Source organism: Tropicibacter sp. S64 (assembly GCF_049803835.1).
Taxonomy (GTDB): Bacteria; Pseudomonadota; Alphaproteobacteria; order Rhodobacterales; family Rhodobacteraceae; genus Pacificoceanicola.
On the sequence record NZ_JBNAGK010000001.1, the window covers coordinates 442882 to 466179 of the forward strand.

Sequence of the window (23298 nt, forward strand, 5' to 3'; positions counted from 1 at the left end):
CGTGGAATTCAACTGGCTGCGCGATTTCATCGCCCTGACCGCGACGCAGAGCTTCTCTCGCGCCGCCGAGGAGCGACACGTCAGCCAACCCGCCTTCTCCCGCCGCATCCGCGCACTGGAGGCCGCCGTGGGTGCGACCCTCATCAATCGCGAGACCCTGCCGCTGTCGCTGACCCCCGCCGGGGCGATCTTCCACGATCAGGCCAAGGCGATGCTGCGCACCGTCGAGGAAACCATCGAGCGGTGCCAGGCAGCGGAGGTGGAGGACGAGAACCTGCTGCGCCTTGCGGCCAGCCAATCGCTCTATACGACCTACCACAACAGCCACTTCCAGAGCCACGTGGACGCCGGGCACCTGTCGGTCGACCTCGGCGCTACCGCATGGCCCGCCGAGAAATTCGCCGCCGCGTTGCAGTCCGGCGGCGTCGACCTCGTCATGGTCTACTGGCACCCGGCGCTGGGCTTTCTCGCGCCGCTCGATCAGGGGGCGTTCGAGTACGTCACCATCACGCACGACCGGTTCATCCCCGTTTCGCGGCCCGATCCGCAGGGTCAACCGATGTTCCGCCTGCCGGGCAAGGACAAGACCCGCGTGCCGCTGATCTCCTACGGTTCCGCCTCGGTGCTGCGTCCCATCGTCGACGACCTGCTGGAGCGGCACGAGGGCACGGCGCATACGTTGCTGGTCAGCTCCAACGCGCTGTCGTCCTCGGTCAAGGCGCTGATTTCCGAGGGCTTCGGACTTGGTTGGCTGCCCCGCCGGTTCTGCGACCGGGAGCTCGACGGCGGCACGCTGGTGCCCGCAGGCGATGCGCGGTTCGAGGCGGACATCGAGATCCGCCTCTACCGCCGCCGCGACAATCGCAAACCGATGCTGGACAAGGTCTGGCGCGCGGTCGCGGCACGGGATGGAATGCCGCTGGACGGCGTCACCGCCTACCACAAGGTCACGCGCCTGAACCCGGGCAAGACCGCGTCCTGACGCGCTTCGCCAGACCGCGTCAGCCTTCGAGGTCGGTGATCATGTCGACGCGCGTGCCGTGCCGCCCGCCTTCGAATTCCGTCGTCAGGAACGCCTCGACAATCGCCAGGGCAAGGCCTTCTCCGACCACCCGTGCGCCGATGGACAGCATGTTGGCGTCATTGTGGGCGCGGATCATCCGGGCCGAGAATTCGTCCGCGCAGACACCGCACCGGATGCCCTTGACCTTGTTCGCGGCCATCATGATGCCCTGTCCGGTCCCGCAGAGGATGATGCCGAGATGGCAGTCCCCCGACGCGACCTTGTGCGCCGCGGCCGCGCCATGCGTCGGGTAATGGGTGCTTTCCGGCGAGGTCGGGCCGATGTCGACCGGCTCGAAGCCGAGGCTGGCAATGTGGCGGGCGACTGCCTGCCGCAGGGCAATCGCTGCGTGGTCGCTGGAAAGGACGATACGTCTGGTCTCGGTCATGGAAGGGGTCCCGCGTGGTGAGGTTTGCTGCCACAAACCCCAATCGGCGGCGCAGGTCAAATCCGGAACTGTCACAAACGGTCACTGATGCCGTCGGATGCTGGTCCTGTGGTCGGTTTCGGAGCGTGCGCTCCGCCTGAGATTAGTGTTGCGCGGATCGCGTCCGGAGGGTTTTCTGGGCCACGCACATGCCGCGAAACGCGAAGGACCCCAACATGACCGACGCTCCCGTCAAAGGCCCCGCCTCCTACTTTCCGTCCATCGAGAAGAAATACGGGCGGCCGATCCAGGAATGGCTCGACATGGTCGAAGCGCTGGAAGGGGAGGCGCACATGCAGCGGGTCAACTGGCTCAAGACGGAACACGGCCTGGGGCACGGTAATGCAAACGCCATCGTCGCCCATGTGATGGCGGGCAAGACCTGACAGCAAAACCGGATCTGTCCGGAGGCGGCGAACGGGCGCATCATCGCCCGTCGTCCGTTTGGATGCCGCATGAGACGCAGCAGGCGCAAGACACTGTCAGTCGAAGGCGATGGCGACGGAGCCGAAGGCCCCGAAATCGGCGTCGATGACGGTGCCCGGCGGGCATTCGAGCGGTGCGATGAAGCTGCCGGAAAGGATGACCTGACCGGCTTCGATGCGCTGGCCGTATTGATGCATGCGCCGGGCGAGCCAGACGATGCCCATGACGGGATCGTCCAGAACGGCGGCGCCGAGGCCCGTGGCGACGACCTCGCCATCCTTGCGGACGATCGCCCCGGTCCAGCGCAGGTCGTGGGCGTCCGGCGCGTGGCGCTCCGCCCCGAGCACGATCCCCGCGTTCGCGGCATTGTCTGACACGGTGTCGACGATCACCCGCGCCCTGCCGGTCATCGGATCGGCGCGCAGGATTCGGGTATCGAGGATCTCCAGAGACGGCACGACGGCCTCCATCGCCGCCAGCACCTGCTCACGCGTGACATCCCCGTCCAGCGGCGCTTTCATGACGAAGGCGATCTCCGCCTCGACGCGCGGCTGGATGAAGCGGCCTTTCGGAACGGTGCTTCCGGTTTCAAACAGCATATCATCGTAGAGCACACCCGAATCCGGCGTGTCGATTTTCAGCGCCTCCTGCATGACCTTCGAGGTCAGGCCGATCTTCCAACCCAGGATGCTGCGCCCCTGCGCCAGCTTCCGCGCCATCTGCGCCGACTGGATGGCATAGGCATCGTCCAGCGTCATCTCCGGGTGCCGCAGGGACAGCAGGCCAATCTGGCTCCGGGTCTCCTCCGCCATCAGCAGGTCCGCCGCGGCGATTTCGATCTCGTCCGGGGTCATTCTTCCTCCACCGTGTTGCGCAATATACCGATACCCTCCGCCTCCACCTCGATCACATCGCCGGGTTTCAGCCAGATTGGCGGATCGAACCGCGCGCCCGCGCCGGTCGGCGTGCCACAGACGATCACGTCGCCGGGCACCAGCGTCGTAAAGGTGGAGACGTAGCTCACGATATAGCGGAAGTCGTACATCATGCGTGACGTGCGGTCCTGCTGGCGCACCTCGCCATTCACCCGGGTTTCGAGCTTGACGTCGTCAAGCTGCGCCGCATGCGTGAAAGGTACGAGCCAAGGCCCGATGGAGCCGGAGCGGTCCCAGTTCTTGCCCTGCGTGACGTTGAACTTGGCATGACGGACCCAGTCGCGGATGGTGCCTTCATTGCAGAGCGTCAGCGCGGCGATGTGGTCGTAGGCCGCCTCTCGGGCAATGCGGCGGCCGCCCTTGCCGATGACGATGGCGATCTCGCCTTCGTAGTCGAGTTGCTCGCTCTCCGGCGGGCGGATCAGCGGCTGGCCATGGCCGGTGAAGCTGCGCGGGAAGCGGATGAACAGGCTGGGGAAAGCCTTCGCATCCGTGGTCCCGTCCTTGTACTCCGCGTTGCGGTCCGGAAAATTCACCCCGACGCAGATCAACTTTTCGGGGTTTGCTATGGGGATGAGGAAGGTGACGTCCTCCTCCTGCCAGTCCGGCGCACACCCGTCAGCGGCCTGCAGAAGCTCGGCCAGTGCCCCGGCTGCGACGGCCTCCTTGAGGCCCCTGAAGCGGGTGCCGAACTGCGCCGTCAGGTCGACGATGCCGGTTTCGGAGGCAACGCCATAGCGGTCCTGTCCTCCCGCGTGAAAGGCGACAAGGCGGCTCATGGCGCGATGATCGGCGAGGCGCCGAGGGTCGAGGGTTGCGGCTCCAGCCCCTGAAACAGCGAGCCATGCTCGAACCAGCTGCGCGGCGCGGGAGCGCCCCAGAGGGTCTGACGCTGCGGGTCCTTGAGGTCCCACTTGATGGCTTCGAGGTCCGGATCGACGGTCTGGTAGTCGGAGCAGTAGATCTCGATCCGGTGACCATCGGGGTCGAGGATGTAGAGAAAGAAGGCGTTGGAGATGCCATGCCGCCCCGGCCCGCGCTCGATGTTGGCCACATATCCGGTGGTCGACATCAGATCGAGCAGGTCGATGATGTTCAGGGGCGTCGGCACCCAGAAGGCGGTGTGGTGCAGGCGTGGGCCGAGACCGTTGGTGAAGGCGATGTCATGCACGCCGCCCTTGCGATGGGTCCAGGCGGCCCAAAGCCGTTTCGACTCCGCGTCCTCGGTGTATTCCGTCACCCGGAAGCCGATCTCGTTGTAGAAGGCAACAGCGGCGTCCACGTCCGGCACGAAACAGTTGAAGTGGTCGATGCGGAGTGGCTTCACACCCTTGTAGAGCGCGTATTTCTGATGGATCGGCGCGAGACGATCCATCTTGTGGTAGAATTCGACAGGCATCCCGAGATGGTCATGCGTCGCCAGCGTCCGGCCCTGATACGGCCGCTCGACCCAGGTGCAGGCATGGCCCCGCGCCGTGAACCACGCTTCTGCCTTGTCGAGGCATTCCTCGTCGAAGACCTTGAAGGACAACGCCTTCACATGCGCGGCGTCCGACTTGTGCAGAACCATGCAGTGATGGCCGCGCTCCTCCATCGCCCGCAGGTAGACGGTGCTCTCGTCCTCGTCGGTGATCTGGAGGCCCAGCGTATCGACGTAGAAGCGCTTGGACGCGGCGAGGTCCGTCACGCCGAAATCGACATGGCTCAGACGGATGATGTTGAAAGGCGGGTAAAGGTTCGGGGCGGGAATGGGCATGGCGGTCTCCGTATCGGATGCGAAGGGATCGGGGGAGCTGGTCCGGGCTTGTCAGTCCTGTAGGGCAGCCCGCGCGGACGCATATTTCGCGGTCAGCCGCGCCCGGGTGTCCTCCTGCAACAAGGATAACCGAACCGGATCGGCGTTGTCGTCCAGGTCGGCGTGCTTGACGATCCGCGCATGCGCATCGCTCTTGACGCGGGTGTAATAGGACTCCGACGTCTCCCCCGCGCGGCGGGTCAGCGCGTCGACGGCATGGGCGATCTCCGGGCCGAATTGTGTCCCGATCTCGCCCAGAGTCACCGCCGTGTCCTCGACCACGTCATGCAGAAGTGCCACGACACGCGCGGTGTCCGCATGCGGCCCTTCCGGCACCCGCGCGGCGACCCGCGCGACATGCCCGATGTAAGGTGCACCGGCCTTGTCCACCTGTCCTGCGTGGGCGGTCAGGGCCAGTTCGAAGGCGTCTCCAATTAGTCCCATCTCAGCCTCCCAATTTCGGAATCTTGTGACCGGTGCGAGGGAAGGAGACGTTCACCGTCTCCATGTAGAAGTCGAAGGACCAGTCGCCGCCGTCACGGCCGATGCCGCTGGCCTTCACGCCACCAAAGGGCGTCGGCAGGTGGCGGATGTTCTCGGAGTTCACCCACATCATCCCGGCCTGCAAGTCGTCCGTCATGCGCATGGCGCGGCCAAGATCGTTGGTCCAGAGATAGGCGGCGAGGCCATATTGCACGTCATTGGCTAGGCGCAGCGCCTCTTCCTCGTCCCTAAAGGGGATCGCGGTCAGCACGGGGCCGAAGATTTCCTCCTGCGCGATGGCCATGTCATTGGTCGCTTGTGTGAAGAGAGTCGGCGCGACGTAGCAGCCTTCCGTCCCCACCTTGCCGCCACCGGCGGCGATCGTCGCACCCTCGGCACGGGCCTTGTCCATGTAGGACAGGACCTTGGCCTCGTGCTCGGGATGGATCAGCGGGCCGACAACCGTTTCCGGGTCGAGCGGATGGCCAACCTTGATGCGCTTCGCCGCCTGGGCAACGCGCTGACAGACGTCGTCGTAAATGCTTTCCTGCACCAGAAGACGCGAGGACGACGTGCAGCGCTCTCCGTTCAGCGAGTAGATCATGAAGACGGCGGCATCCACCGCGCGGTCGATGTCGGCATCGTCGAAGACGATGACCGGGTTCTTGCCGCCCAGCTCGAAATGCACCCGCTTCAGCGTCGCCGCGCCCTGCGCCATGATCATGGAGCCGGTGCGGCTTTCTCCGACGAAGGCGATGGCCTTGATGTCCGGATGCTCGGTCAGCCGCTTGCCCGCATCCTCGCCGAAGCCGTTGACCACGTTCAGCACGCCCTTGGGCAGGCCGGCTTCCTCGGCAATCTCCACCAGCAGCTTCGCCGTCATCGGCGAGAATTCGGCGGGCTTGTGCACCACCGTGCAGCCGGAGGCCAGCGCCGGGGCGATCTTCCACGTGGACAGCATGAAAGGCGTGTTCCAGGGCGTGATGACCCCCACCGGGCCGATGGGGCGCTTCGAGGTGGTGTTCATCTGCGTCGGCGTGCGCGTCACCGCGCCGTCCTCCGCGCCCGGTGCCTGATCGGCGAAGTAGCGGAAGTTGGCCGCGCCGCGGATCGCCGCCTTCGACATGAAGCGCAGCGCCTGTCCGGTGTCCATGCACTCGGTGAAGGCGATTTCCTCGGCCCGCGCCTCGATGGCCTCCGCGACCTTGATGAGGATCTTGCGCCGCTCCGCGCCGGGGGTCTTCGACCAGCCCGGGAAAGCCGCCTTCGCTGCCGCCACAGCCGCGTCGATATCCGCTTCTGCGCCCCGTGCAACCTGTGCCAGCACCGTCAGATCGACGGGCGAGACGGTTTCGAAGGTCGCGCCAGACGCCGCAGGCACCGAAGCGCCGCCGATATGGTTCATCACGCCCCCTTCGGCAAAGCGGGCCATATAGTCCCGCGCCCTGGCGATATTGCTTTCAAGCGTCATGTCTCAGTCCTCTTTCTGCTCCGGCGTCGGTTCGTCCCCTTGGGGCGAGAGCCGGGCGTGGATCGGCGTGTCTTTCCAGCTGAGCGTCGGGTCTGACACCCGGATGTCCAGCGACAGGGCGAAATGCGGCTCGGCAAGCCGCTCCGAGAGCACCTCCTGCGCTGCAGCAAAGATCCGGTCTCCCGCCGCCTTCAGGACATCTGTCGTCCGGCCTGCGCCGACGGACAGGGTCATCGCGGCGAAATCATTCTCCACCAGCCCGTCCGCAACAATGCACACATCCGCCCGGTGCGCCCGCACCCGGATGCCGGCCAGGGGAAAGATCCCCGCAGTGGTCATCGCCCCGTGCGCCGCGCGGCACAACCGTTCGACGACCTCCGGCGCGAGCCCCGGCGAATACTCGATGGACAGATGCGGCATGACTCTCCCCCCTCTTTCTCTTCACATGTTAAACACTGTGCCGGTTGTCAATCCTTAACATGTGAAGTACACCTTCGGCATTCCGGAGGGTACCGTTCCATGCAGACACGCCAGACGGCTTCCAGCACCGCGCTCGCCCGCACCCGGCGTACCCTGCCGATGGCGCTGTTGCGGGCGCGGGAAACGGTCATGGAACAATTCAGGCCCATGCTGAACCGGCTCGACGTGACCGAGCAGCAATGGCGCGTGCTGCGCGTTCTGGACGAGGCCGACCGGATGGACGCCACCGAGCTTGCCACCCGCGCCGCGATCCTCGCGCCGTCTCTCTCCCGTATTCTCAAATCGCTCGAAGCCCGAGGGTTCATCGCGTCGGGCAAGGACGCCGCCGACCGCCGCCGCACCCTCATCAGCCTCACCGAGACCGGCGCCCGTTTCTTGGCCGACGCCTCTCCCGAAAGCGCCGAAATTTACGCTCGGATCGAGGCGCAGGTCGGGAAGGACGCCATCGAAACGCTCCTGGACCAGATCGAAACGCTCATCGACAGGATGAACACCGGGCAGTGAGGCCGCGTCCTGCCTCGCGTACCCGGACCGCCCCCTCGTGTTGACAGCCCATACCCCGCTGAGTACCGATTGAAGTCTCCGCGTCGCCATCGGCCCCCCCTGTTCCGGCAGGCACAGTGCCGGGCTGGACGCTGTGGGTGACAAGGAAGGGGAGAGCCGCGTCATGTCCGGGAAAACCAGGAAGGTGATCATCACCTGTGCCGTGACCGGCTCCATCCACACGCCATCCATGTCGCCGCATCTGCCGATGACACCGGAAGACATCGCGGATGCCGCCATCGGGGCCGCGGAGGCGGGTGCGGCGATCATCCACCTGCATTCACGCAGGCCCGATACCGGCCTGCCGGACCAGTCCATCGACGCCTACAGGAACATCCTGCCGGTCATCAAGCAGCGCACCGGCGCGGTGCTGAACATCACCACCGGCGGCTCGGCGCTGATGACGACGGAGGAGCGGCTCGGGCCGGCCCTGCATTACAAGCCCGAGGTGGCCAGCCTCAACATGGGCAGCATGAACTTCGGCCTCTACCCGATGCTGAAGCGGTACAAGGACTTCCGGTACGATTGGGAAGAAGAGTACCTGCGCGGCTCCGACGACCGCGTGTTCAAGAATACCTTCAAGGACATCGAGACCATCCTGACGAAATGCGCCGACAATGGCACGCGCTTCGAGGTGGAGTGTTATGACATCGGGCACCTCTACACCTGCAAGCACTTCGTCGACCGGGGCCTGATCAAGGCACCGCTGTTCATCCAGTCCGTCTTCGGCATTCTCGGCGGGATCGGACAGCATCCGGAAGACGTGATGCACATGAAGCGCACGGCGGACCGGCTGTTCGGCGATCAATACCAATGGTCCGTGCTGGGCGCGGGAGCGAAGCAAATGCAGATCGCGGCGCAGTCCGTGATGCTGGGCGGCCACGTGCGCGTCGGGCTGGAGGACTCGCTCTGGCTGGGCCGGGGCATGCTGGCGGAAAGCAACGCGGCGCAGGTCACCTTTGCAAGGAAGATGATCGAGGACCTCGGGCTGGAGGTCGCTACGCCGGATGAGGCGCGCGAGATGCTGGAACTGAAAGGGAGCCATGATGTCAACTTCTGACACGCTGATCGCTGAGCGCACGGGCAACGTCCTGCGCCTGACGATCAACCGACCGGAAAAGCGCAACGCCATCAACGACGAGACCATCCTCGCCCTGACGGCCGCCTTCAGGGAAGCCTCGCAGGATACGGAGATCCGTGTCATCGTGCTGACCGGCGCGGGCGAGAAGGCCTTCTGTTCCGGGGCCGATCTGGGCGGCGGTGTGTTCGCCTTCGATTATTCCGAGCCGAAATCGAACTATGCCGACATGCTCCGCGCCGCCCGGCTCTGCACCGTGCCGGTGGTCGGCCGGATCAACGGCTTCTGCCTCGCGGGGGGCATGGGGCTGCTGGCAATCTGCGACGTGGCGATTGCCGCCGACACCGCGAAGTTCGGCCTGCCGGAAGTCAAGGTCGGCCTCTTCCCGATGCAGGTCGCCGCGCTTCTGCAACGCATGATCCCGCCCCGGATGTTCGCAGAAATGTGCTACACCGGCGAGATGATCGACGCAGCCGAGGCGCAGGCTGTGGGTCTGGTCAACGCCGTTGTCGCCCCGGACGCCCTGGATGCCAAGGTGGACGAGATGGTCGCCCGCATCTCGGCCAATTCCCCGACGGCGATCCGGCGCGGGAAATACGCGCTCGCGGCAACCGCGGGCATGGCGCCGGAACAGGCTCTGGCGCACATGGAGGCGCAGGCAGGCCTGATGTCGCTGACCGAGGACGCCCGCGAAGGTATGACGGCCTTTACCGAAAAACGCAAACCGCAGTGGACCGGCCGCTGAGCCGAACCGGGCCTCACCAACAGGAGCCGCAAGATGAAGATCACCCGCGCAGGCAGCGCCCCCTCGAAACCAGGTCCGGGAGAGTGGTTCACCGGACAGGTGCGCATGGACCCGCTGTTCCAGGCCGAAGCCCCGGGCCGGGCCGCAGGCGCGCATGTGACCTTTGAACCCGGTGCCCGCACCGCATGGCACACCCACCCCGCCGGTCAGACGCTGATCGTCACCTTCGGCCGGGGCCGCGTTCAGCGCGAGGGCGGTCCCGTCGAAGACATTCACCCCGGCGACGTCGTCTGGTTTCCTGCCGGTGAGAAACACTGGCACGGCGCCGCGCCCGACACCGCCATGAGCCATATCGCCATTCAGGAGGTCGTCGACGGCTCTGCCGTGACCTGGCTCGATCACGTCACCGACGCCGAATACGCGGGCTGACGAGACCCGCAGTTTGATGACCCGGCGGCGTCCGGGCCGGAGGATCTGACCATGGACTTCACCATCTCCCCCCGCATCGAGGACTTCCGCGTCCGCATTGCGCGGTTTGTCGAGGACGAGATCATTCCGCTGGAAGCGGATCGTGCCAACTACGACCCGCATGAGAACATCCGCAAGGACGTGCTTCACGGTCTGCGCGAGAAGGCGAAGGCGGAGGGGCTCTGGTGTCTTCAGCTGAAAAAGGAGACCGGCGGGCAGGAACTCGGCATTCAGGGCATGGCGGTCTGCTACGAGGAGATGAACCGCTCGATCTTCGGACCCTGCGTGTTCAATGCCGCCGCGCCCGATGACGGCAACATGCAGGTTCTGGAGAAGGTCGCGACCGAGGCGCAAAAGGCCGAATGGCTCCAGCCCATCGTGCGCGGCGACGTGCAGTCGGCCTTCGTGATGACCGAACCGGCCCCCGGCTCCGGCTCCGATCCGGGCGGCATGATGCTGACCAGGGCCGAAAGGCGCAATGACCGCTACATCGTCCGCGGCCGCAAGTGGTTCATCACCGGCGCGGAAGAGGCCGAGCATTTCATCCTGATCGCCCGCACCTCCGACGATCCGCGCAGGGGGCTGTCGGCCTTCCTGCACCGCAAGGACACCCCCGGGTTCCGCATCGAGCGCCGCATCCCGATCATGGGACCGGAGGAGCATGGCGGGCATTGCGAGGTCGTCTACGAAGACATGGAAATCCCCGCCGAGAACCTCCTGATGGAGGAAGGCGACGGGCTGAAGCTCACCCAGATCCGCCTTGGACCGGCCCGGCTGACCCATTGCATGCGCTGGTTGGGGCTGGCGAAACGCTGCGTCGAGTTCGCGTCGGAGTATGCACAGAACCGTTTTGCGTTCGGCGAGCGCCTGTCCCAGCGCGAGAGCGTGCAGATGATGATGGGCGATCTCGCGATGCAGATCGAGATCGGCCGTCTGCTGGTGATGAAGGCGGCCTGGGAACTGGACCGCGGCAGTTATGCCCGCAAGGAGGTCTCGATGGCCAAGGTGCATGTGGCGAACGTCCTGCACAAGGCAGCCGACACCGCGATTCAGATCAACGGCGCTCGGGGGTATTCGAAGGACACGCCCCTGGAATGGATCTATCGCTACGCCCGCCAGGCTCGGCTCGTCGATGGCGCGGACGAGGTCCACAAGATGGTCTTGCACCGCAATGTCGAGAAGGAAGGTCGCGGCTTCTGGACATGGGACGTGCAGACATGACCCACGAACAGATGAATGACGAAAGACAGGCCTTCTGGGCGGCGCTGTCCGAAGCCGCTCCGGAGCTTGGTATCGAAGCAAGTCCGGGGTGGGAAAAGGAAATCGGTCTGTCCCGGGACGGTCGGGTGCGGATCAAGATGTCCCTGTCCCAGGACAAGACATCGGTCTACCTGGTGGCAAGGTCGGACGCGGCCCGTGACTGGGTGCTCGCCCATCTTGACGGTTTGGCCAAAGAGCTGCGCACCACAGTCGGCACAGCCAGCGGCGAGCCGGACAAGGGCCGATGGTTTCGCAAGGACAATGCCAAGGCCTGTGTCACCGTGCGCAGGCAGTGGCCGGAGGCGATCCGCTGGCTGCGGGCACAACATGCGACGTTCAAATCAGCCATAGCGGTCTTGGAGGGGACATGACTCCCGACTTCGATCCGGCGCGTCTGGAGGCGTTCCTTGCCGCGCAGTTCGGAGAAAAGGCGGCGATGCAGGTCCAGCGCATCGCCGGGGGCCAGTCGAACCCGACCTATTTCGTCACCTGGGGCAATCAAAGAATGGTCCTGCGCAAGCAGCCCAATGGCCCGATCCTGCGCGGCGCCCATGCGGTGGACCGCGAGTTCCGCGTGATGTCCGCGCTGCACCCTGCGGGCGTGCCGGTGCCGCGCCCCGTGATGTTTTGCGATGATCCCGACGTGCTCGGTACGCCTTTCTACCTGATGGAGCGGGTCGAGGGCCGGGTGTTCCCGGACGGGGCGCTGACCGACGCCAGGCCGGAGGAGCGCCCCGCGCTCTGGATGGGCCTCGCCGATGCCATGGCGAAAATGCACGCCGTCGTCCCGGGCGATGTTGGCCTCGGCGATTTCGGCAAGCCGGGCAACTACTTCGCACGGCAGATTGGCCGCTGGTCCCGACAATGGGAGGAAAGCTCGCACCCGCCGATTCCCGAGCTGGACGAATTGGCGCACTGGCTCCGGGAGAACCAGCCGCTGGACGACGGGCATGTCAGTCTCGCCCATGGCGATTACCGGATGGGCAACGTGTTGTTCCACCCGACGGAGCCCCACGTCGTCGCCATCCTCGACTGGGAACTCTCGACGCTTGGCCATCCGCTGGCCGACCTCGGGTATTGCTGCATGGCCTGGCATTCGAGCCCCGACGAATACGGCGGGCTCCTCGGATTGGACCGTGCTGCGTTGAACCTGCCGTCCGAGGAGGATTTCGTCGCCCGCTACAGGGCTGCGAGCCCCGGACTGGCGCCGCCGATGCCCTTTCACAAGGCCTTTGCCCTCTTCCGCTTCGCGGTGATCTGGGTCGGCATCGCGGACCGGGTCAAGGCGGGCACAGCCGCAGGGGCGCAATCCCCGGACGGCATGGCCGCGAAATTCGCACGGCGCGGGATCGAAGTCATCGAAGGCAGGCACTGACAGGAAGGACATCCGACCGGTCGGCATCGTCGGCGCGGGCACCATGGGCATCGGCGTCATGATCACCTGCATCAGGCGGGCCTTTCCGTTATGCTGGTGGATCGCAGCGTGGACGCTTGTTGGTGCGGCAGAATAACAGGCGAAACACCTGGATCGGCAGGTCGATACGGGTTGGATCACGCAGAAACAGCCGGATTCTGCGCAGTATTTGATGCGCGGCGCGATCGAGACGGCGGCATTGAGCGACACCGTCAGGCCCTTTCTCATCGCGCCCGCGCAGGAACGGGGGCAGCCGACCGGCAGGCCGCGACGAGTCTTGGCTGCACTCGGGAACAGATGGACAGACACGGGGTCCGGACGGATCGGACCGGGACGGCCGCCGCCTCTCCTGACGCAAGCCACCGTCAGGAATTGCGGGCCAATCGGAAGCGGATAAAACGCACCTTATGGATCGAGTGACGCTGGTCTTGAGGACTCGAATCTGCGTCTTGCGTCGAGGGCATCTGGAGGCATCCTCCAGATCGCTGTTCCGCGATGCCCCCAAGCCGGGGGATTCCATGCGTCATGGCCGGACCGCTTCGGACAAATCCCCAACCGCAAAACCCTTCAAACAAGGGCTTTCCGGATGTCTCTAACCATGTTCGGAGAGGAAAGTGGTGCCGCTGAAGGGACTCGAACCCCCGACCCCATCATTACGAATGACGTGCTCTACCAGCTGAGCTACAGCGGCCCTGGTGGCGGGCTATTAGCAAACAGCCCGCCGCATGGAAAGGGCTATTTTGCCCGTTCGGGTTCCGCGTCGATCACCTCCGCATCCTCCGGTTCCGTCATCTCGGGCGCCGGGGCGGGTTTGGCAGGGTCGGCGACCGGGACGGGGGCTTTCGAGTGGTCCTCGATCGCGCCCACGATCAGCGGCAGCATCTCCGCGCCAGCCGGCAGGACGACCTCCGACTGAGGCGGCTTGGTCCAGCTCAGCGTGTCGAAGGCCCCGCAGTTGGAGCAGAGCGGCGTCCATTCCGCGTGGATCGTGTGGCAGTTGTCGCAGACCCATTGCGGGCCGCGCGGGGCGGTCAGCGCCTTGGCGAGGAAGCCGCGCACCACGGCGTCCGCCGCGCCTTCGCCCTTCTCGATGGCGGCCATGATCGCCAGCACCCGGGCGTCCGGATCGCTCTCCATCAGATCGCCCAGGGCGCGGCGCGCCTCCGGGAAGTTCTCCGCCGCGAGGTTCAGTTCCGCCTTGAGCAGCCTGGTCTCGCGGTGTTCCGGCTTGATCGAGGTCAGCGCGGTGAAGCGCTTGACCCGCTGCTCCGGTGTCTCGTTCGGTTCGATTGCGGCAAAGGCGGCGGCGAGATCCGGGTGCGGGTGCACCTCCCATGCCTTCTTGAGAATGCGGATCGCGTTCTTCTTGCGGTTCTGCGCGATATAGCCCTTCGCCGCCATGGCCGCCGCGGGGATCAGGTCGGGCGAGGCCTTGTTGGCCTTGATCGCCGCCTCGGCCGCAGCCGCGCTGGCGGCGTCGTCCTTGATTTCCTGTGCCTCGGAGAGCGCCAGCACCGCGTCGCGTCGCTTGAACACATCGCGCGGCAGCGTGCCGGTCTTCAGTTTGGTTTCCAGCGTCTTGCGCGCGCCGACCCAGTCGGAGCTTTCCGCTTGCAGGCGCAGCAGCGTGTCCTGCACCTCCACATGCTTCGGCTTGATCGCAAAGGCACGCTCCGCCAGTTTCAGCGCCGTGTCGGTGTCGCCGGTGGCCAGCTTCTGCTTCATCAACCCGCGCACGCCGACGAACCGGGTGTTCTCGTCCTTCAGCAGGCGCTTGTAGACCTCCTCGGCCTTCTTGGTATCTCCCACCATCTCAGCCGCCTGCGCGGTGATCAGGTTGGTCAGGTCCGGACGGTTCAGGTACTTGTCCGCCTTCGTCGCCTTCGCCATGGCCAGGCGGCCCTCGCCGGAGGCCAGCGCCATGAGGCCCTCGGAGAGCGCCTGGAACCCCTTGCGTTCGCGGTTGCGGTCGAAATAGCGGCTGAGCGCGGTTTCATCGCCGTTGATCCACTTGAGTACCGCGATGACGAGGCCGAAGACCTTGAAGAACAGCCAGACCAGAACCACCAGCACGGTGGCTGCAATCACCGATTGCAGCGGTCCGAGGGTGTATTCGGTCCCGGCAACGGTGATCTGCACGCCGCCGGAGCTTTCCATGAGGTAGCCGGCGCCAAGGGTCAGGGCCGCGACCAGCGCGACGAAAACGACAATCTTGATGAGTGACCAGAGCATTTCGTGACCCTTATTGCTTATTCAAGTCTTGGGCGAGCGTCTGCGCCGCGGCGAGCACGTCCCGGCGGGCCTCGGCGCGCGCGGTCCAGTCGGACAGCACCGCTTGTGCTTCGGCGGGCAGCGCCGCGAGTTCCGTCAGCGCGGCATCCAGGTCCCCGGCCTTCACGTCGGCTTCGGCACGGGACAGCACGGCGTCCGGGTCGTCGCCTTCGCGCGGCTGCGTGGAGCGTGCGCCCAACTGCGCCGAGAGGAAACTGGAGAATCCGCCGCCGCCCTCGCCGCTGTCGGCCTTGCGGGCCGCAGCCAGCGCGTCGCGGGCGACATCGGGGAAGTCCGTGGCCAGCGCGGTCAGCGTCACCACGCCCTCTTCGGCATGGGCGCTCAGCACCTCGGGCACGGTCACGCCATTGCCGGTCAGCACCGTCAGCGGCGCGGCAAAGGGCTTGCCCTCCTGCGCCAGCGCGATGACCTCGGCGGCGGCGCCCCGGCTCGCGGCCAGTGTCGCCTGATCCTCGGCATCGGCATTGGCGGCAAGAGCCTTCTCTGCCATCGCCATGATCTCAGCCTTCTGCTCCTCGACCGCCTGTTTCTGGGCGGTGATCGCACCGCGCAGCTCATCGAGTTCGCGTTCATAGGCGGCAATCGCCTCCGGACCCACCGCATCGGCCACCGGGGCCTTCTCGACGGCGGTCAGGCGGCTGTCGAACTGCGCGAGACTCTCCTCCAGCTTCGACTGCCCGTCCCTGAGGCCGCTCAACCCGTCTTCGACCCCCGCGACGGAGGTGGACAAGGGGCCAAGGTCGATGATGCCGATGGCCTTCTGCGCCTCGGCGAGCTCTGCCTGCAACTTGGCGATCTGCTCGGACTGCGCTTCGATGGTGGCGCGGGCCTCTTGTTCGAAGGCGCTCTGTTCCTCGCCGCCGAACAGGTCCAGCTGTGCCGCGCCGAAACCCAGCGCCGCCGCGACAAGCCCGCCGAGCACGGTCGGGACAAAGCCGCCCTTGCGTTCGATGATCTTCTCCTGAACCACGGTGGTCGGGGCGGCGGGGGTCTCGCGGACCGGCTCGACCTTCTCCGATGCCATGTCGTCCGTGGTCTCCTCGTCCACCACTTCCGCCGCGCCGGTGGCATTGCTCACGTCGTCCGAGAGCGTCTCCGGACGGACCAGCGTGTCCGCAGGGGCCTCCGGCAATGCCAGATCCCGCGTCGCGCCCTCGCTTTCGCCCTCCAGCACCTCCGCCTCGGAGGTCACAGCTTCAACGGCCACAGGGTCGGAGGCCTCCTGCGCGGGCGCCGCTTCGATGCTGTCGTCCGATGCGGCAACGGTCTCGTCTCCGGCGCCGCCCGTCACGGTGTCCGTCATCTCTTCGGGTTTGGCATCATTCTCCCCGGTCTGATCCGAGGGCTTGTTGGACTTTGCCTTTGCCACGTGTCGTCACCCTTTCACTTGCCCCGTGTGTCCGTCGCGGGCACGCCGGTCATGGCCTTCAACTGTCAACCGATTCCCCGGGAGTTTCCAGCAATTCCAGAACAGCCGTCTGCATCGCGTCGGAATCGGGTCGGCTTGCGATTGTCTGTCTTCTTATATGAAGCGCGGAGAGGGGCTTGACCACAGCCGGACTGAGACCCGCGACAAGAAGCGGCGCTTTAATCGGCAATCTGGCGAAAAGCGCGGCGGTTCTCGGCGAGTAGAGCGGTGCGATAACGGGAATTTTTCCCGCCAATGCGGTCAGCGCCTCTTCTGTGGGCGGGATCTCCGGCTGGTCGTAGATCACGGCCTCCGTCACGTCCAGCCCCTCGGCGCTGAGGCGCTCGGCGATATTGCCCCGGCTGTGGGTGCCATGGACGTGCAGCCATTGGCCTTCGGGGCGCTCTTGCGACATCCGCGCGATCAACGCCTCTGCATCGCCCTGCGCGGACTGCGCTTCCATGCCGGACTCCGATGCGGCCCGCGCGGTGGCGTCGCCCACCGTCACGCAGGGCAGGTCCCGACGCCCGCTCCGCGCGATCCAGAGCCGCACGCCGTTGGCGGAGGTGAAGATCAGCCCGTCGAGGCCCTCCTGCGCGGGCATGTCGCCTGTCGAGGCGACCCCGATCAACGGGGCATAGACCTCCCGGAACCGCGCGCCCTTGTCCCGCAGCGCCCGCACCACGCCCTCCGCCTGCGCCCTCGGGCGGGTCATCAGAAGGATCGGCAGCGGGCTCTGCATCGGCGCTCCGGGATTGTGAGGCGGCTTTGGCGGTGGTACTCGGCAGGGCAGGGTAAGGCAATGGAAAGACGGATGGACCGTTTCCCGCTCATTCTGGGCATCGAGAGCAGTTGCGACGATACCGCCGCCGCATTGGTGAGCGGGCGGCAGGTTCTGTCCTCCGTGGTCATGGGCCAGAACGCGCTGCATGCGGATTTTGGCGGCGTCGTGCCGGAAATCGCGGCGCGGGCGCATGCGGAGCGCCTCGACCTCTGCGTCGAGCAGGCCTTGCAGGAGGCAGGCGTGCCGCTGCAGGAGATCGACGCCATCGCCGTCACCGCCGGGCCGGGGCTGATCGGAGGGGTGCTGTCGGGCGTGATGCTGGCAAAGGGGCTGTCCGCCGGTTTGGGCAAGCCGCTGATCGGCGTGAACCACCTTGCAGGCCATGCGCTGACGCCCCGCCTCACCGATGGCCTTGTGTTCCCCTACCTGATGCTGCTCGTCTCCGGCGGCCATTGCCAGTTCCTGACCGTCTCCGGCCCGCAGGCGTTCACCCGCCTCGGCGGCACGATCGACGATGCCCCGGGCGAGGCCTTCGACAAGACCGCGCGTATCCTCGGCCTGCCGCAGCCGGGCGGGCCGTCGGTTGAAGCCGCGGCGAAGCAAGGCGATGAAAAGCGGTTCCGTTTTCCGCGCCCGCTGCTCGACCGCGACGGCTGCGACATGTCCTTCTCCGGGCTGAAGACCGCCATCCTGCGCCAGCGCGACGCGCTGATCGCGGAGCAGGGGGGGCTGACCGGGCAGGACCGCGCCGACCTTTGCGCCGGGTTTCAGGCCGCCGTGCGCGATGTGCTGACGGAGAAGACCCGTCGCGCGATTGCCCTCTACCAAGGTGAAAACCCTGTCAAACCGGCCCTCGCGGTTGCCGGAGGGGTGGCCGCGAACATGGCTTTGCGCGGGGCGCTGGAAACCCTCTGTGCCCAGACCGGCCTCACGTTTACCGCCCCGCCGCTGCGTCTGTGCACCGACAATGCGGCGATGATCGCCTATGCCGGGTCCGAACTCTTCGCGCTTGGCGAGACCTCCGACATGACCCTCGCCGCCCGCCCGCGCTGGCCGCTCGACAAACGCGCCGCGCCCCTCGTCGGCTCCGGCAAGAAGGGGGCGAAGGCATGAACGTCGCCGTGCTCGGCGGCGGCGCCTTCGGCACCGCGCTCGCCATCGCCATCGGGCAGACCCGCACCGTGACCCTCTGGGCGCGGGACAGCCGCCACTTGCAGGAGCACCGCGAAAGCGCGCGCCTGCCGCAGGCCATGCTGCCGCCAAACGTCACCGTCACCGGCGATCTGCCGCAGGCGCTGGATCACGATACACTGCTGTTCTCCATGCCGATGCAGGCGCTCAGCCCGTTTGCCGACGCCATCGGAGACCCGCTGACGGGCAAGGCGCTCGTCGCCTGCTGCAAGGGCATCGACCTGAACACCCTCACCGGCCCCGCGGCCATCCTCGCTGCCAAATGGCCGGAGGCGGTCCCCGCCATCCTCACCGGCCCCAGTTTCGCCGCCGACATCGCGCGGGGGCTGCCCACCGCGCTGACCCTCGCCTGTGCAGACGAGACGCGCGGCGAGACGTTGCAAAAGCAGCTGTCCACCCTCACCCTGCGGCTCTACCGCACCGCGGATGTCACCGGCGCGGAGCTGGGCGGGGCGCTGAAGAACGTCATCGCCATCGCCTGCGGGGCCTGCATCGGGGCGGGGCTGGGAGACAGTGCCCGTGCCGCGCTGATGACCCGGGGCTTTGCCGAGATGACGCGCCTCGCGGCTCTCCTCGGTGCGAAACCGGAGACCCTTGCGGGGCTCTCCGGCCTTGGCGATCTGACGCTGACCTGCACCTCCGACCTGTCACGCAACTTTCGCTACGGTCTGGCGTTGGGGCAGGGCGACGCCTTCGATCCGGCCATCACCGTCGAAGGGGCCGCCACCGCCCGCGCCGTCGCCCGCCTCGCCGAACAGAAGGGTTTGCCCTTGCCCGTCTGCACCGCCGTCTCCCGGCTCACGTCCGGAGATCTCACCGTTCCGCAGGCCATGGAGGCCCTGCTCTCTCGCCCCCTCAAGGAGGAATAACACATGCTCATCGCCCTCATCGCCCACGACAAGCCCGACGCGTTGCAGACCCGCAAGGACAACCGCGACGCTCACCTCGCCTATATCGAGGCCACCGGCGTGGTGAACCAGGCCGGGCCGCTGCTCGATGAGGCAGGCGAGATGTGCGGCAGCCTCGTGATCCTCGACGTGACCGACATGAGTGCGGCGCAGGACTGGGCCGCGAACGATCCCTATGCCAAGGCCGGGCTTTTCGCCGACGTGACGCTGACCCCGTGGAAGCGGGTCATCGGCGGATGAGATACTGGATCTTCAAGTCCGAGCCGGAGACCTGGGGCTGGGACGACCAGCTGGCCAGGGGCGATGCGGGCGAGGAATGGAACGGCGTGCGCAACTACCAGGCGCGCAACTTCATGCGGGAGATGAATGTCGGGGATCGCGGCTTCTTCTATCACTCGCAGAAGGAGCGGGCGATCGTCGGCAGCGTCGAAGTCATCACAGAATCGCACCCGGACAGCACCACGGACGACGACCGCTGGGACTGCGTCGACATCAGGGCTCTGGAGACGGCGAAGACGCCAGTGACACTGGACCGGATCAAGGCCGACCCTCGGCTTGCGGAGATGGTCCTTGTCAGGAACTCCCGCCTCTCGGTGCAGCCTGTGACAGCGGAAGAATGGCGGATCCTCTGCGATCTGGCCGGGCTTTCCGCCTGACCGCGCCGGTGCCACTCGAACTTAGCGGACGGCGTCCGTCGCCTCGCTGAACTTGCGCAGCAGAAACTGGTAGGACGGCAGGTCCCGGATGGCGATGGCACGGAGAATTGACTGCCGCGCCTCGTCGCTCTGGCCCATGTCGTGCAGGAATTCCGCCCTGACGGCCAGGAAGCCGGGCGTCTCCCCAAGCGTCCCGGACAACGCCGTCAGCTCCTCGAAACACGCCTCCCGGAAGATGCTCCGGCGCAGCTTGTAGAGGAAGGCAGGGCGGTGGGCGACCGGGAACAGGTCGCGGTATTTGCAATAGATCGCGAAGGCCGTGGCGGGTTTGCGCGCGACTATGGCGTTGGCGATGGTCTGCGGGCGCGCCTCGCCGAAACGGCGGGCAGCGCGGATGCTGTGGGCGATGGCCTCCGCATCGCCGGTCAGGCAGGCGTCGAAGATGCGTTCCAGCGTCTTCGTCCGGGTCACGCATTTGACGCTGCCGTGACCGAGGTTATCGAGCCGCACCAGACGCGCGTCGATCACCGCCATGATGCGCTCGGCACTTTCCCGGTCTCCGGCGTCGTGCGGATCGCAGGCAAGGATATTCAGCGCGGCACCATCCCCGGCGGCGATCTCCATGCCGTGGTTCAGGGCCGGGTCGAAATACTGCGTGAAACGGCGGTCGGCGATGACGTCCGGGTCGATGGAATACTGCGGCGAGAAGGACAGCGCCACGTCGAGCCGGAAATCCCGCCCGTATTTCAGCACGGCCCAGGCGCCCATGCTGAAGCCATAGCCGATGCGCCGCTCCGCGCTGTCGAGGAGCGGGCCGGCGGCGTTCAGCGCCGACCGGACGGAGGCTTCCGGATACCAGTTCTGCCGCTTTCCGACGAAGCCGATGGCGGGCAGGTCCAGCTTGCCGATCGGCTCCCCGGCCCAGATCGTCGGCTGAGGGTAGGGGCGCATCATCATTTCGCCGAAGGTCACGATCAACGCGTCGGTCCGGCTGCCGGGCTGGTGGATGCACTGGAGGTGCGCGTCCTCGTAGAGCAGGCTGTTCGTCATGCGGTCTTTCGCCCTGTGCTGGTGCGGTGCGGGCAACGGCGCGACTGACTGGCCCGGCGCTGCCTGACAGGGTGCTTAGGACCTTCCCGGGGCGGGGACAAGATCGGCCGAGGCCACCCCGTCATCCATGGCAAGGCCCCGCACCTCGCGGCACGGGGCCCTGTCGATCCGTCGGATCAGCGGCTCAGAGTTTGCCGATGGTCCAGAAGAAGGTCTCGCCCGAACTGTCGTCGACACCGTCGTTATCGGTGCTGACCCAGGCGGTGCCGTCCTCGAAGATGGCCAGCCCCTCGATCTTGTCGACCACGTAGCCGCCCTGGGCCTTCAGGTCCGGCAGCAGGTCGCGGACCTCTTCCTTCGACACCACCGGCAGATCGCCGCCCAGCGGGGCGGGCACCATCTCCGACGCCGGGATGCGGTAGATCTTCTTGGTCACCGCCGCCGCACCGATCTGGTTGTCCCGTTCGATCACGTAGACGTAGTCGCCATGCGCCACGATCTCCGAAAGGCCGACCCAGCCGGTCTCCGGCTCGGCCTTGGAATAGGCCACCACGCCCCATTCCTCGGTCTCAATGTTGTAGGCGACCAGCTTCACGCGGTTCTTGGGATCGTCCTTCCACTCCCGTTGAACCGCCATCCACAGGGTGTCGCCCAGCTTGGTGATGCCCTCGAGCCCGAAACGGGTCTCGTTGGCCAGCAGCTCCGCCGGGAGGCTGATCTCGTCCTTGATCTGGCCCTTGGCGTTCACGTGGTAGAGCGCATGCGGAACGAGGCGGTCGGTGCGGCCCTCGCTGGCGATCCAGAAGCCGCCTTCGCCGTCCAGCGTGATGCCCTCCATGTCGAGCTTCTGCGCGGGCTGGCCGGCACGCGTCACCGGCAGGGCGGAAACGATCCGCGCGGGGGTCTGTTTCGTGTCGACGGTGAAGATCGTCGGCTGGTAGCCGTAGAAGCTGTCGTTGACGAAGTAGATCAGACCGTCCTCGCCTGCGACCATGCCGGAGTTCGCGCCCCAGCCGATCAGCTCATCCGCACCGGCGGAAGTCAGCTGCGGGTAGGCCGCCGGGGCGTCCTGGTACTCGTACAGCATCACATGCGCCCGCACGCCGCCGTCCTCCACGAGGTCGGCCTCGTTGGCGGTGGCAAAGAGGTTGCGCTCGGGGATGGCGATGATGCCTTCCGGGGCGATGCCGGACGGCAGGACCTGTTTGAACACCGGGTTCGCCGGATCGGTCACGTCATAGACGGAGACGGTCGAGGAGCGCTCACCCAGCACGAAGGCATAAGGCACCCCGCCGAAGGTGGCGAATTCCATGCCTTCCGGCTCCACGCCCTTGGCATCGGACCGCTTGTCCGGGTAGTGCCCCGCCTGAATGATCGCGGTCTCGAAGTCGGAGCCGCTCTCGAACACTTCGGTGCCGTCCTTGCGGAACACGGTGATGGAGCGCGAGCCGCCGTCCATGTCGCCTTCGTTGGCGATCATGAAGTGCGTGTCGTCGAGCCACTGAACCCCGTCCGGCTCGCGCAGGCGGCCGGGCTGAGCATCGGTGAACAGCAGCGCGGCGCGCTCGTCCACGGTGTCGATGCGGGTCAGGTCGACGCTGCCTGCGGAGAAATGGCTCATCACGGTGCCATCGGCGCCGATCACCACCATCTCGTTGTTTTCCTGCATGGTCACGACGATCTCGCCGAGGCCGTTCACGTCCACGAACTCCGGTTCGGGATCTTCCGGCGCGATCTGCGCAAGGCCGGTCACGTCGATCCGCTGGATGTCGCAATCCATGGCGCCGTCGGTGATCGTCACCTTGCTGACCCAACCTGCCGGCATCTGGCCGACGCGGCCATCACCCGCGTCCTCGTCCCGCTCGTTCTCGATGGCGACGGCGATGAACGTGCCCGCCTCGTCATGCGCGGTGGAGTCCGGCTGGCCACCGAGGTCGCATTCCTGCCCGATCTCGCCGGTGGCGAGGTCCACGGACACGAGCTTGCCGCCCGGGTTTGTGTAGCTCTCGGAGGTGTTCACCGCGACATAGGCGGTATTGCCGATCACGGTGACGGAGGTCGGCTCGCCGCCCATGTCGGTGTTGCCCAGCGGCTTCGGAGCCTTCGGGTCGGTGATGTCAATGCGGCCGACCACGCCCAGCGGGCTGTCGGTGTAGATCAGCGTCATGCCGTCTTCCGACGCGGCAATGATCTCGGCGCTGCTCTCGCGGCTGGTGTCCGCGCCGTCTGCCATGTTCAGCGGCGTGGCAAAGCTGGCGATGCGGTTGAAGTTCATCTCGGCCTGGGCCGACCCGGCGATCAGCGCGGCGGCGCTGGTCATGGTAAGCATGCGGATCACGAAGGAATCCCCCTGTTGCTGCAATACCGGGTTGCTGTGGCGGGGAAAGGTAACAGGCGTGCGACGGTTCTGTGAAGGTTTTT

The 23298-nt window shown here is 66.2% G+C and carries 25 protein-coding genes and 1 tRNA gene; 13 read left to right on the top strand and 13 right to left on the bottom strand.

Translation table 11 applies throughout. The annotated features are described in order from the left end of the window. The first annotated feature begins 1 nt into the window (after window position 1). Window positions 2-982 carry a LysR family transcriptional regulator gene (locus tag ACP159_RS02040; RefSeq protein ID WP_425097951.1) on the top strand — a complete coding sequence of 327 codons (981 nt, stop codon included), beginning with the start codon at window positions 2-4 and terminating at the stop codon, window positions 980-982. A gap of 19 nt (window positions 983-1001) precedes the next feature. Here ACP159_RS02040 and rpiB read toward each other — a convergent pair whose 3' ends face one another. Further along, on the bottom strand, window positions 1002-1451 hold the full coding sequence (gene rpiB, locus ACP159_RS02045) for a ribose 5-phosphate isomerase B (RefSeq protein WP_425097952.1): 450 nt from the start codon (window positions 1449-1451) through the stop codon (window positions 1002-1004). Window positions 1452-1666: 215 nt separating this feature from the next. On the opposite strand from rpiB, the gene ACP159_RS02050 reads away from it, so the two are divergent. After that, complete coding sequence (locus tag ACP159_RS02050) at window positions 1667-1876, top strand: DUF4287 domain-containing protein (RefSeq protein ID WP_425097953.1); 210 nt, start codon at window positions 1667-1669, stop codon at window positions 1874-1876. A 96-nt stretch (window positions 1877-1972) separates the two neighbouring features. On the opposite strand, the gene ACP159_RS02055 is transcribed toward ACP159_RS02050, so the two are convergent. From ACP159_RS02055 to ACP159_RS02080, 6 genes are read right to left on the bottom strand one after another with little or no spacing between them, the layout of a single operon-like run. Continuing rightward, window positions 1973-2770 (bottom strand): 2-oxo-hepta-3-ene-1,7-dioic acid hydratase, encoded by a 798-nt coding sequence (locus ACP159_RS02055; protein WP_425097954.1) that lies wholly within the window; start codon window positions 2768-2770, stop codon window positions 1973-1975. Beyond that, window positions 2767-3630: a fumarylacetoacetate hydrolase family protein gene (locus ACP159_RS02060; protein WP_425097955.1), complete on the bottom strand. Its 864-nt coding sequence runs from the start codon at window positions 3628-3630 to the stop codon at window positions 2767-2769. Before ACP159_RS02060 ends, ACP159_RS02055 begins: the two co-directional genes overlap by 4 nt. Continuing rightward, window positions 3627-4607 (bottom strand): 3,4-dihydroxyphenylacetate 2,3-dioxygenase, encoded by a 981-nt coding sequence (gene hpaD, locus ACP159_RS02065; RefSeq protein ID WP_425097956.1) that lies wholly within the window; start codon window positions 4605-4607, stop codon window positions 3627-3629. The genes ACP159_RS02060 and hpaD overlap by 4 nt, the downstream gene beginning before the upstream one ends. 51 nt (window positions 4608-4658) lie before the next feature. Then, window positions 4659-5090, bottom strand: coding sequence for an HD domain-containing protein (locus ACP159_RS02070; protein WP_425097957.1), 432 nt, complete (start codon window positions 5088-5090; stop codon window positions 4659-4661). A gap of 1 nt (window position 5091) precedes the next feature. Next, entirely contained in the window at window positions 5092-6600 is a 1509-nt protein-coding gene (gene hpaE, locus ACP159_RS02075) for a 5-carboxymethyl-2-hydroxymuconate semialdehyde dehydrogenase (protein ID WP_425097958.1), read from the bottom strand. A gap of 3 nt (window positions 6601-6603) precedes the next feature. Continuing rightward, the gene (locus ACP159_RS02080; RefSeq protein WP_425097959.1) at window positions 6604-7020 is read right to left on the bottom strand and encodes a 5-carboxymethyl-2-hydroxymuconate Delta-isomerase; all 417 of its coding nucleotides are present in this window, start codon (window positions 7018-7020) and stop codon (window positions 6604-6606) included. Between the two features lie 99 nt (window positions 7021-7119). Here ACP159_RS02080 and hpaR point away from each other — a divergent pair, with 99 nt between their 5' ends. From hpaR to ACP159_RS02115, 7 genes are all read left to right on the top strand, one after another. Beyond that, window positions 7120-7584 (top strand): homoprotocatechuate degradation operon regulator HpaR, encoded by a 465-nt coding sequence (gene hpaR / locus ACP159_RS02085; protein ID WP_425097960.1) that lies wholly within the window; start codon window positions 7120-7122, stop codon window positions 7582-7584. A 163-nt stretch (window positions 7585-7747) separates the two neighbouring features. Continuing rightward, the gene (locus ACP159_RS02090; RefSeq protein WP_425097961.1) at window positions 7748-8683 is read left to right on the top strand and encodes a 3-keto-5-aminohexanoate cleavage protein; all 936 of its coding nucleotides are present in this window, start codon (window positions 7748-7750) and stop codon (window positions 8681-8683) included. Then, on the top strand, window positions 8670-9446 hold the full coding sequence (locus ACP159_RS02095) for an enoyl-CoA hydratase/isomerase family protein (RefSeq protein WP_425097962.1): 777 nt from the start codon (window positions 8670-8672) through the stop codon (window positions 9444-9446). The genes ACP159_RS02090 and ACP159_RS02095 overlap by 14 nt, the downstream gene beginning before the upstream one ends. A 33-nt stretch (window positions 9447-9479) precedes the next feature. Then, on the top strand, window positions 9480-9875 hold the full coding sequence (locus ACP159_RS02100) for a (R)-mandelonitrile lyase (protein WP_425097963.1): 396 nt from the start codon (window positions 9480-9482) through the stop codon (window positions 9873-9875). 51 nt (window positions 9876-9926) lie between these two features. Continuing rightward, window positions 9927-11135, top strand: a complete 1209-nt coding sequence (locus tag ACP159_RS02105) for an acyl-CoA dehydrogenase family protein (protein WP_425097964.1) — start codon at window positions 9927-9929, stop codon at window positions 11133-11135. Then, complete coding sequence (locus ACP159_RS02110) at window positions 11132-11545, top strand: hypothetical protein (protein WP_425097965.1); 414 nt, start codon at window positions 11132-11134, stop codon at window positions 11543-11545. The genes ACP159_RS02105 and ACP159_RS02110 overlap by 4 nt, the downstream gene beginning before the upstream one ends. Continuing rightward, window positions 11542-12549 (top strand): phosphotransferase family protein, encoded by a 1008-nt coding sequence (locus ACP159_RS02115; RefSeq protein WP_425097966.1) that lies wholly within the window; start codon window positions 11542-11544, stop codon window positions 12547-12549. The genes ACP159_RS02110 and ACP159_RS02115 overlap by 4 nt, the downstream gene beginning before the upstream one ends. A 654-nt stretch (window positions 12550-13203) precedes the next feature. On the opposite strand, the gene ACP159_RS02120 is transcribed toward ACP159_RS02115, so the two are convergent. The 4 genes from ACP159_RS02120 to ACP159_RS02135 form a co-directional block, all read right to left on the bottom strand. Beyond that, window positions 13204-13279, bottom strand: a tRNA-Thr gene (locus tag ACP159_RS02120). Between the two features lie 44 nt (window positions 13280-13323). Then, on the bottom strand, window positions 13324-14820 hold the full coding sequence (locus tag ACP159_RS02125) for a heme biosynthesis protein HemY (protein ID WP_425097967.1): 1497 nt from the start codon (window positions 14818-14820) through the stop codon (window positions 13324-13326). A 10-nt stretch (window positions 14821-14830) separates the two neighbouring features. Beyond that, on the bottom strand, window positions 14831-16249 hold the full coding sequence (locus ACP159_RS02130) for a mitofilin family membrane protein (RefSeq protein ID WP_425097968.1): 1419 nt from the start codon (window positions 16247-16249) through the stop codon (window positions 14831-14833). A gap of 58 nt (window positions 16250-16307) precedes the next feature. Beyond that, window positions 16308-17030: a uroporphyrinogen-III synthase gene (locus tag ACP159_RS02135; protein WP_425097969.1), complete on the bottom strand. Its 723-nt coding sequence runs from the start codon at window positions 17028-17030 to the stop codon at window positions 16308-16310. A gap of 72 nt (window positions 17031-17102) precedes the next feature. On the opposite strand from ACP159_RS02135, the gene tsaD reads away from it, so the two are divergent. Genes tsaD through ACP159_RS02155 form a run of 4 tightly spaced genes read left to right on the top strand, consistent with a single transcriptional unit; the run spans window position 17103 to window position 19827 of the window. Next, window positions 17103-18185 carry a tRNA (adenosine(37)-N6)-threonylcarbamoyltransferase complex transferase subunit TsaD gene (gene tsaD, locus ACP159_RS02140; protein ID WP_425097970.1) on the top strand — a complete coding sequence of 361 codons (1083 nt, stop codon included), beginning with the start codon at window positions 17103-17105 and terminating at the stop codon, window positions 18183-18185. Next, window positions 18182-19132, top strand: a complete 951-nt coding sequence (locus ACP159_RS02145) for an NAD(P)H-dependent glycerol-3-phosphate dehydrogenase (RefSeq protein WP_425097971.1) — start codon at window positions 18182-18184, stop codon at window positions 19130-19132. Before tsaD ends, ACP159_RS02145 begins: the two co-directional genes overlap by 4 nt. 3 nt (window positions 19133-19135) lie before the next feature. Beyond that, complete coding sequence (locus ACP159_RS02150; RefSeq protein ID WP_425097972.1) at window positions 19136-19411, top strand: YciI family protein; 276 nt, start codon at window positions 19136-19138, stop codon at window positions 19409-19411. Further along, complete coding sequence (locus tag ACP159_RS02155) at window positions 19408-19827, top strand: EVE domain-containing protein (protein WP_425097973.1); 420 nt, start codon at window positions 19408-19410, stop codon at window positions 19825-19827. The genes ACP159_RS02150 and ACP159_RS02155 overlap by 4 nt, the downstream gene beginning before the upstream one ends. A 21-nt stretch (window positions 19828-19848) precedes the next feature. On the opposite strand, the gene ACP159_RS02160 is transcribed toward ACP159_RS02155, so the two are convergent. Continuing rightward, entirely contained in the window at window positions 19849-20877 is a 1029-nt protein-coding gene (locus tag ACP159_RS02160) for a hypothetical protein (protein WP_425097974.1), read from the bottom strand. Between the two features lie 184 nt (window positions 20878-21061). Further along, complete coding sequence (locus ACP159_RS02165) at window positions 21062-23206, bottom strand: esterase-like activity of phytase family protein (RefSeq protein ID WP_425098192.1); 2145 nt, start codon at window positions 23204-23206, stop codon at window positions 21062-21064. Window positions 23207-23298 lie beyond the last annotated feature (92 nt).

What these genes read in the sequence shown, in the direction of transcription:
- rpiB (WP_425097952.1), bottom strand. Translation starts at nt 1,451, where the DNA reads ATGACCGAGACCAGACGTATCGTCCTTTCCAGCGACCACGCAGCGATT.
- ACP159_RS02050 (WP_425097953.1), top strand. Translation starts at nt 1,667, where the DNA reads ATGACCGACGCTCCCGTCAAAGGCCCCGCCTCCTACTTTCCGTCCATC.
- ACP159_RS02055 (WP_425097954.1), bottom strand. Translation starts at nt 2,770, where the DNA reads ATGACCCCGGACGAGATCGAAATCGCCGCGGCGGACCTGCTGATGGCG.
- ACP159_RS02060 (WP_425097955.1), bottom strand. Translation starts at nt 3,630, where the DNA reads ATGAGCCGCCTTGTCGCCTTTCACGCGGGAGGACAGGACCGCTATGGC.
- hpaD (WP_425097956.1), bottom strand. Translation starts at nt 4,607, where the DNA reads ATGCCCATTCCCGCCCCGAACCTTTACCCGCCTTTCAACATCATCCGT.
- ACP159_RS02070 (WP_425097957.1), bottom strand. Translation starts at nt 5,090, where the DNA reads ATGGGACTAATTGGAGACGCCTTCGAACTGGCCCTGACCGCCCACGCA.
- hpaE (WP_425097958.1), bottom strand. Translation starts at nt 6,600, where the DNA reads ATGACGCTTGAAAGCAATATCGCCAGGGCGCGGGACTATATGGCCCGC.
- ACP159_RS02080 (WP_425097959.1), bottom strand. Translation starts at nt 7,020, where the DNA reads ATGCCGCATCTGTCCATCGAGTATTCGCCGGGGCTCGCGCCGGAGGTC.
- hpaR (WP_425097960.1), top strand. Translation starts at nt 7,120, where the DNA reads ATGCAGACACGCCAGACGGCTTCCAGCACCGCGCTCGCCCGCACCCGG.
- ACP159_RS02090 (WP_425097961.1), top strand. Translation starts at nt 7,748, where the DNA reads ATGTCCGGGAAAACCAGGAAGGTGATCATCACCTGTGCCGTGACCGGC.
- ACP159_RS02095 (WP_425097962.1), top strand. Translation starts at nt 8,670, where the DNA reads ATGTCAACTTCTGACACGCTGATCGCTGAGCGCACGGGCAACGTCCTG.
- ACP159_RS02100 (WP_425097963.1), top strand. Translation starts at nt 9,480, where the DNA reads ATGAAGATCACCCGCGCAGGCAGCGCCCCCTCGAAACCAGGTCCGGGA.
- ACP159_RS02105 (WP_425097964.1), top strand. Translation starts at nt 9,927, where the DNA reads ATGGACTTCACCATCTCCCCCCGCATCGAGGACTTCCGCGTCCGCATT.
- ACP159_RS02110 (WP_425097965.1), top strand. Translation starts at nt 11,132, where the DNA reads ATGACCCACGAACAGATGAATGACGAAAGACAGGCCTTCTGGGCGGCG.
- ACP159_RS02115 (WP_425097966.1), top strand. Translation starts at nt 11,542, where the DNA reads ATGACTCCCGACTTCGATCCGGCGCGTCTGGAGGCGTTCCTTGCCGCG.
- ACP159_RS02125 (WP_425097967.1), bottom strand. Translation starts at nt 14,820, where the DNA reads ATGCTCTGGTCACTCATCAAGATTGTCGTTTTCGTCGCGCTGGTCGCG.
- ACP159_RS02135 (WP_425097969.1), bottom strand. Translation starts at nt 17,030, where the DNA reads ATGCAGAGCCCGCTGCCGATCCTTCTGATGACCCGCCCGAGGGCGCAG.
- tsaD (WP_425097970.1), top strand. Translation starts at nt 17,103, where the DNA reads ATGGACCGTTTCCCGCTCATTCTGGGCATCGAGAGCAGTTGCGACGAT.
- ACP159_RS02145 (WP_425097971.1), top strand. Translation starts at nt 18,182, where the DNA reads ATGAACGTCGCCGTGCTCGGCGGCGGCGCCTTCGGCACCGCGCTCGCC.
- ACP159_RS02150 (WP_425097972.1), top strand. Translation starts at nt 19,136, where the DNA reads ATGCTCATCGCCCTCATCGCCCACGACAAGCCCGACGCGTTGCAGACC.
- ACP159_RS02155 (WP_425097973.1), top strand. Translation starts at nt 19,408, where the DNA reads ATGAGATACTGGATCTTCAAGTCCGAGCCGGAGACCTGGGGCTGGGAC.
- ACP159_RS02160 (WP_425097974.1), bottom strand. Translation starts at nt 20,877, where the DNA reads ATGACGAACAGCCTGCTCTACGAGGACGCGCACCTCCAGTGCATCCAC.
- ACP159_RS02165 (WP_425098192.1), bottom strand. Translation starts at nt 23,206, where the DNA reads ATGCTTACCATGACCAGCGCCGCCGCGCTGATCGCCGGGTCGGCCCAG.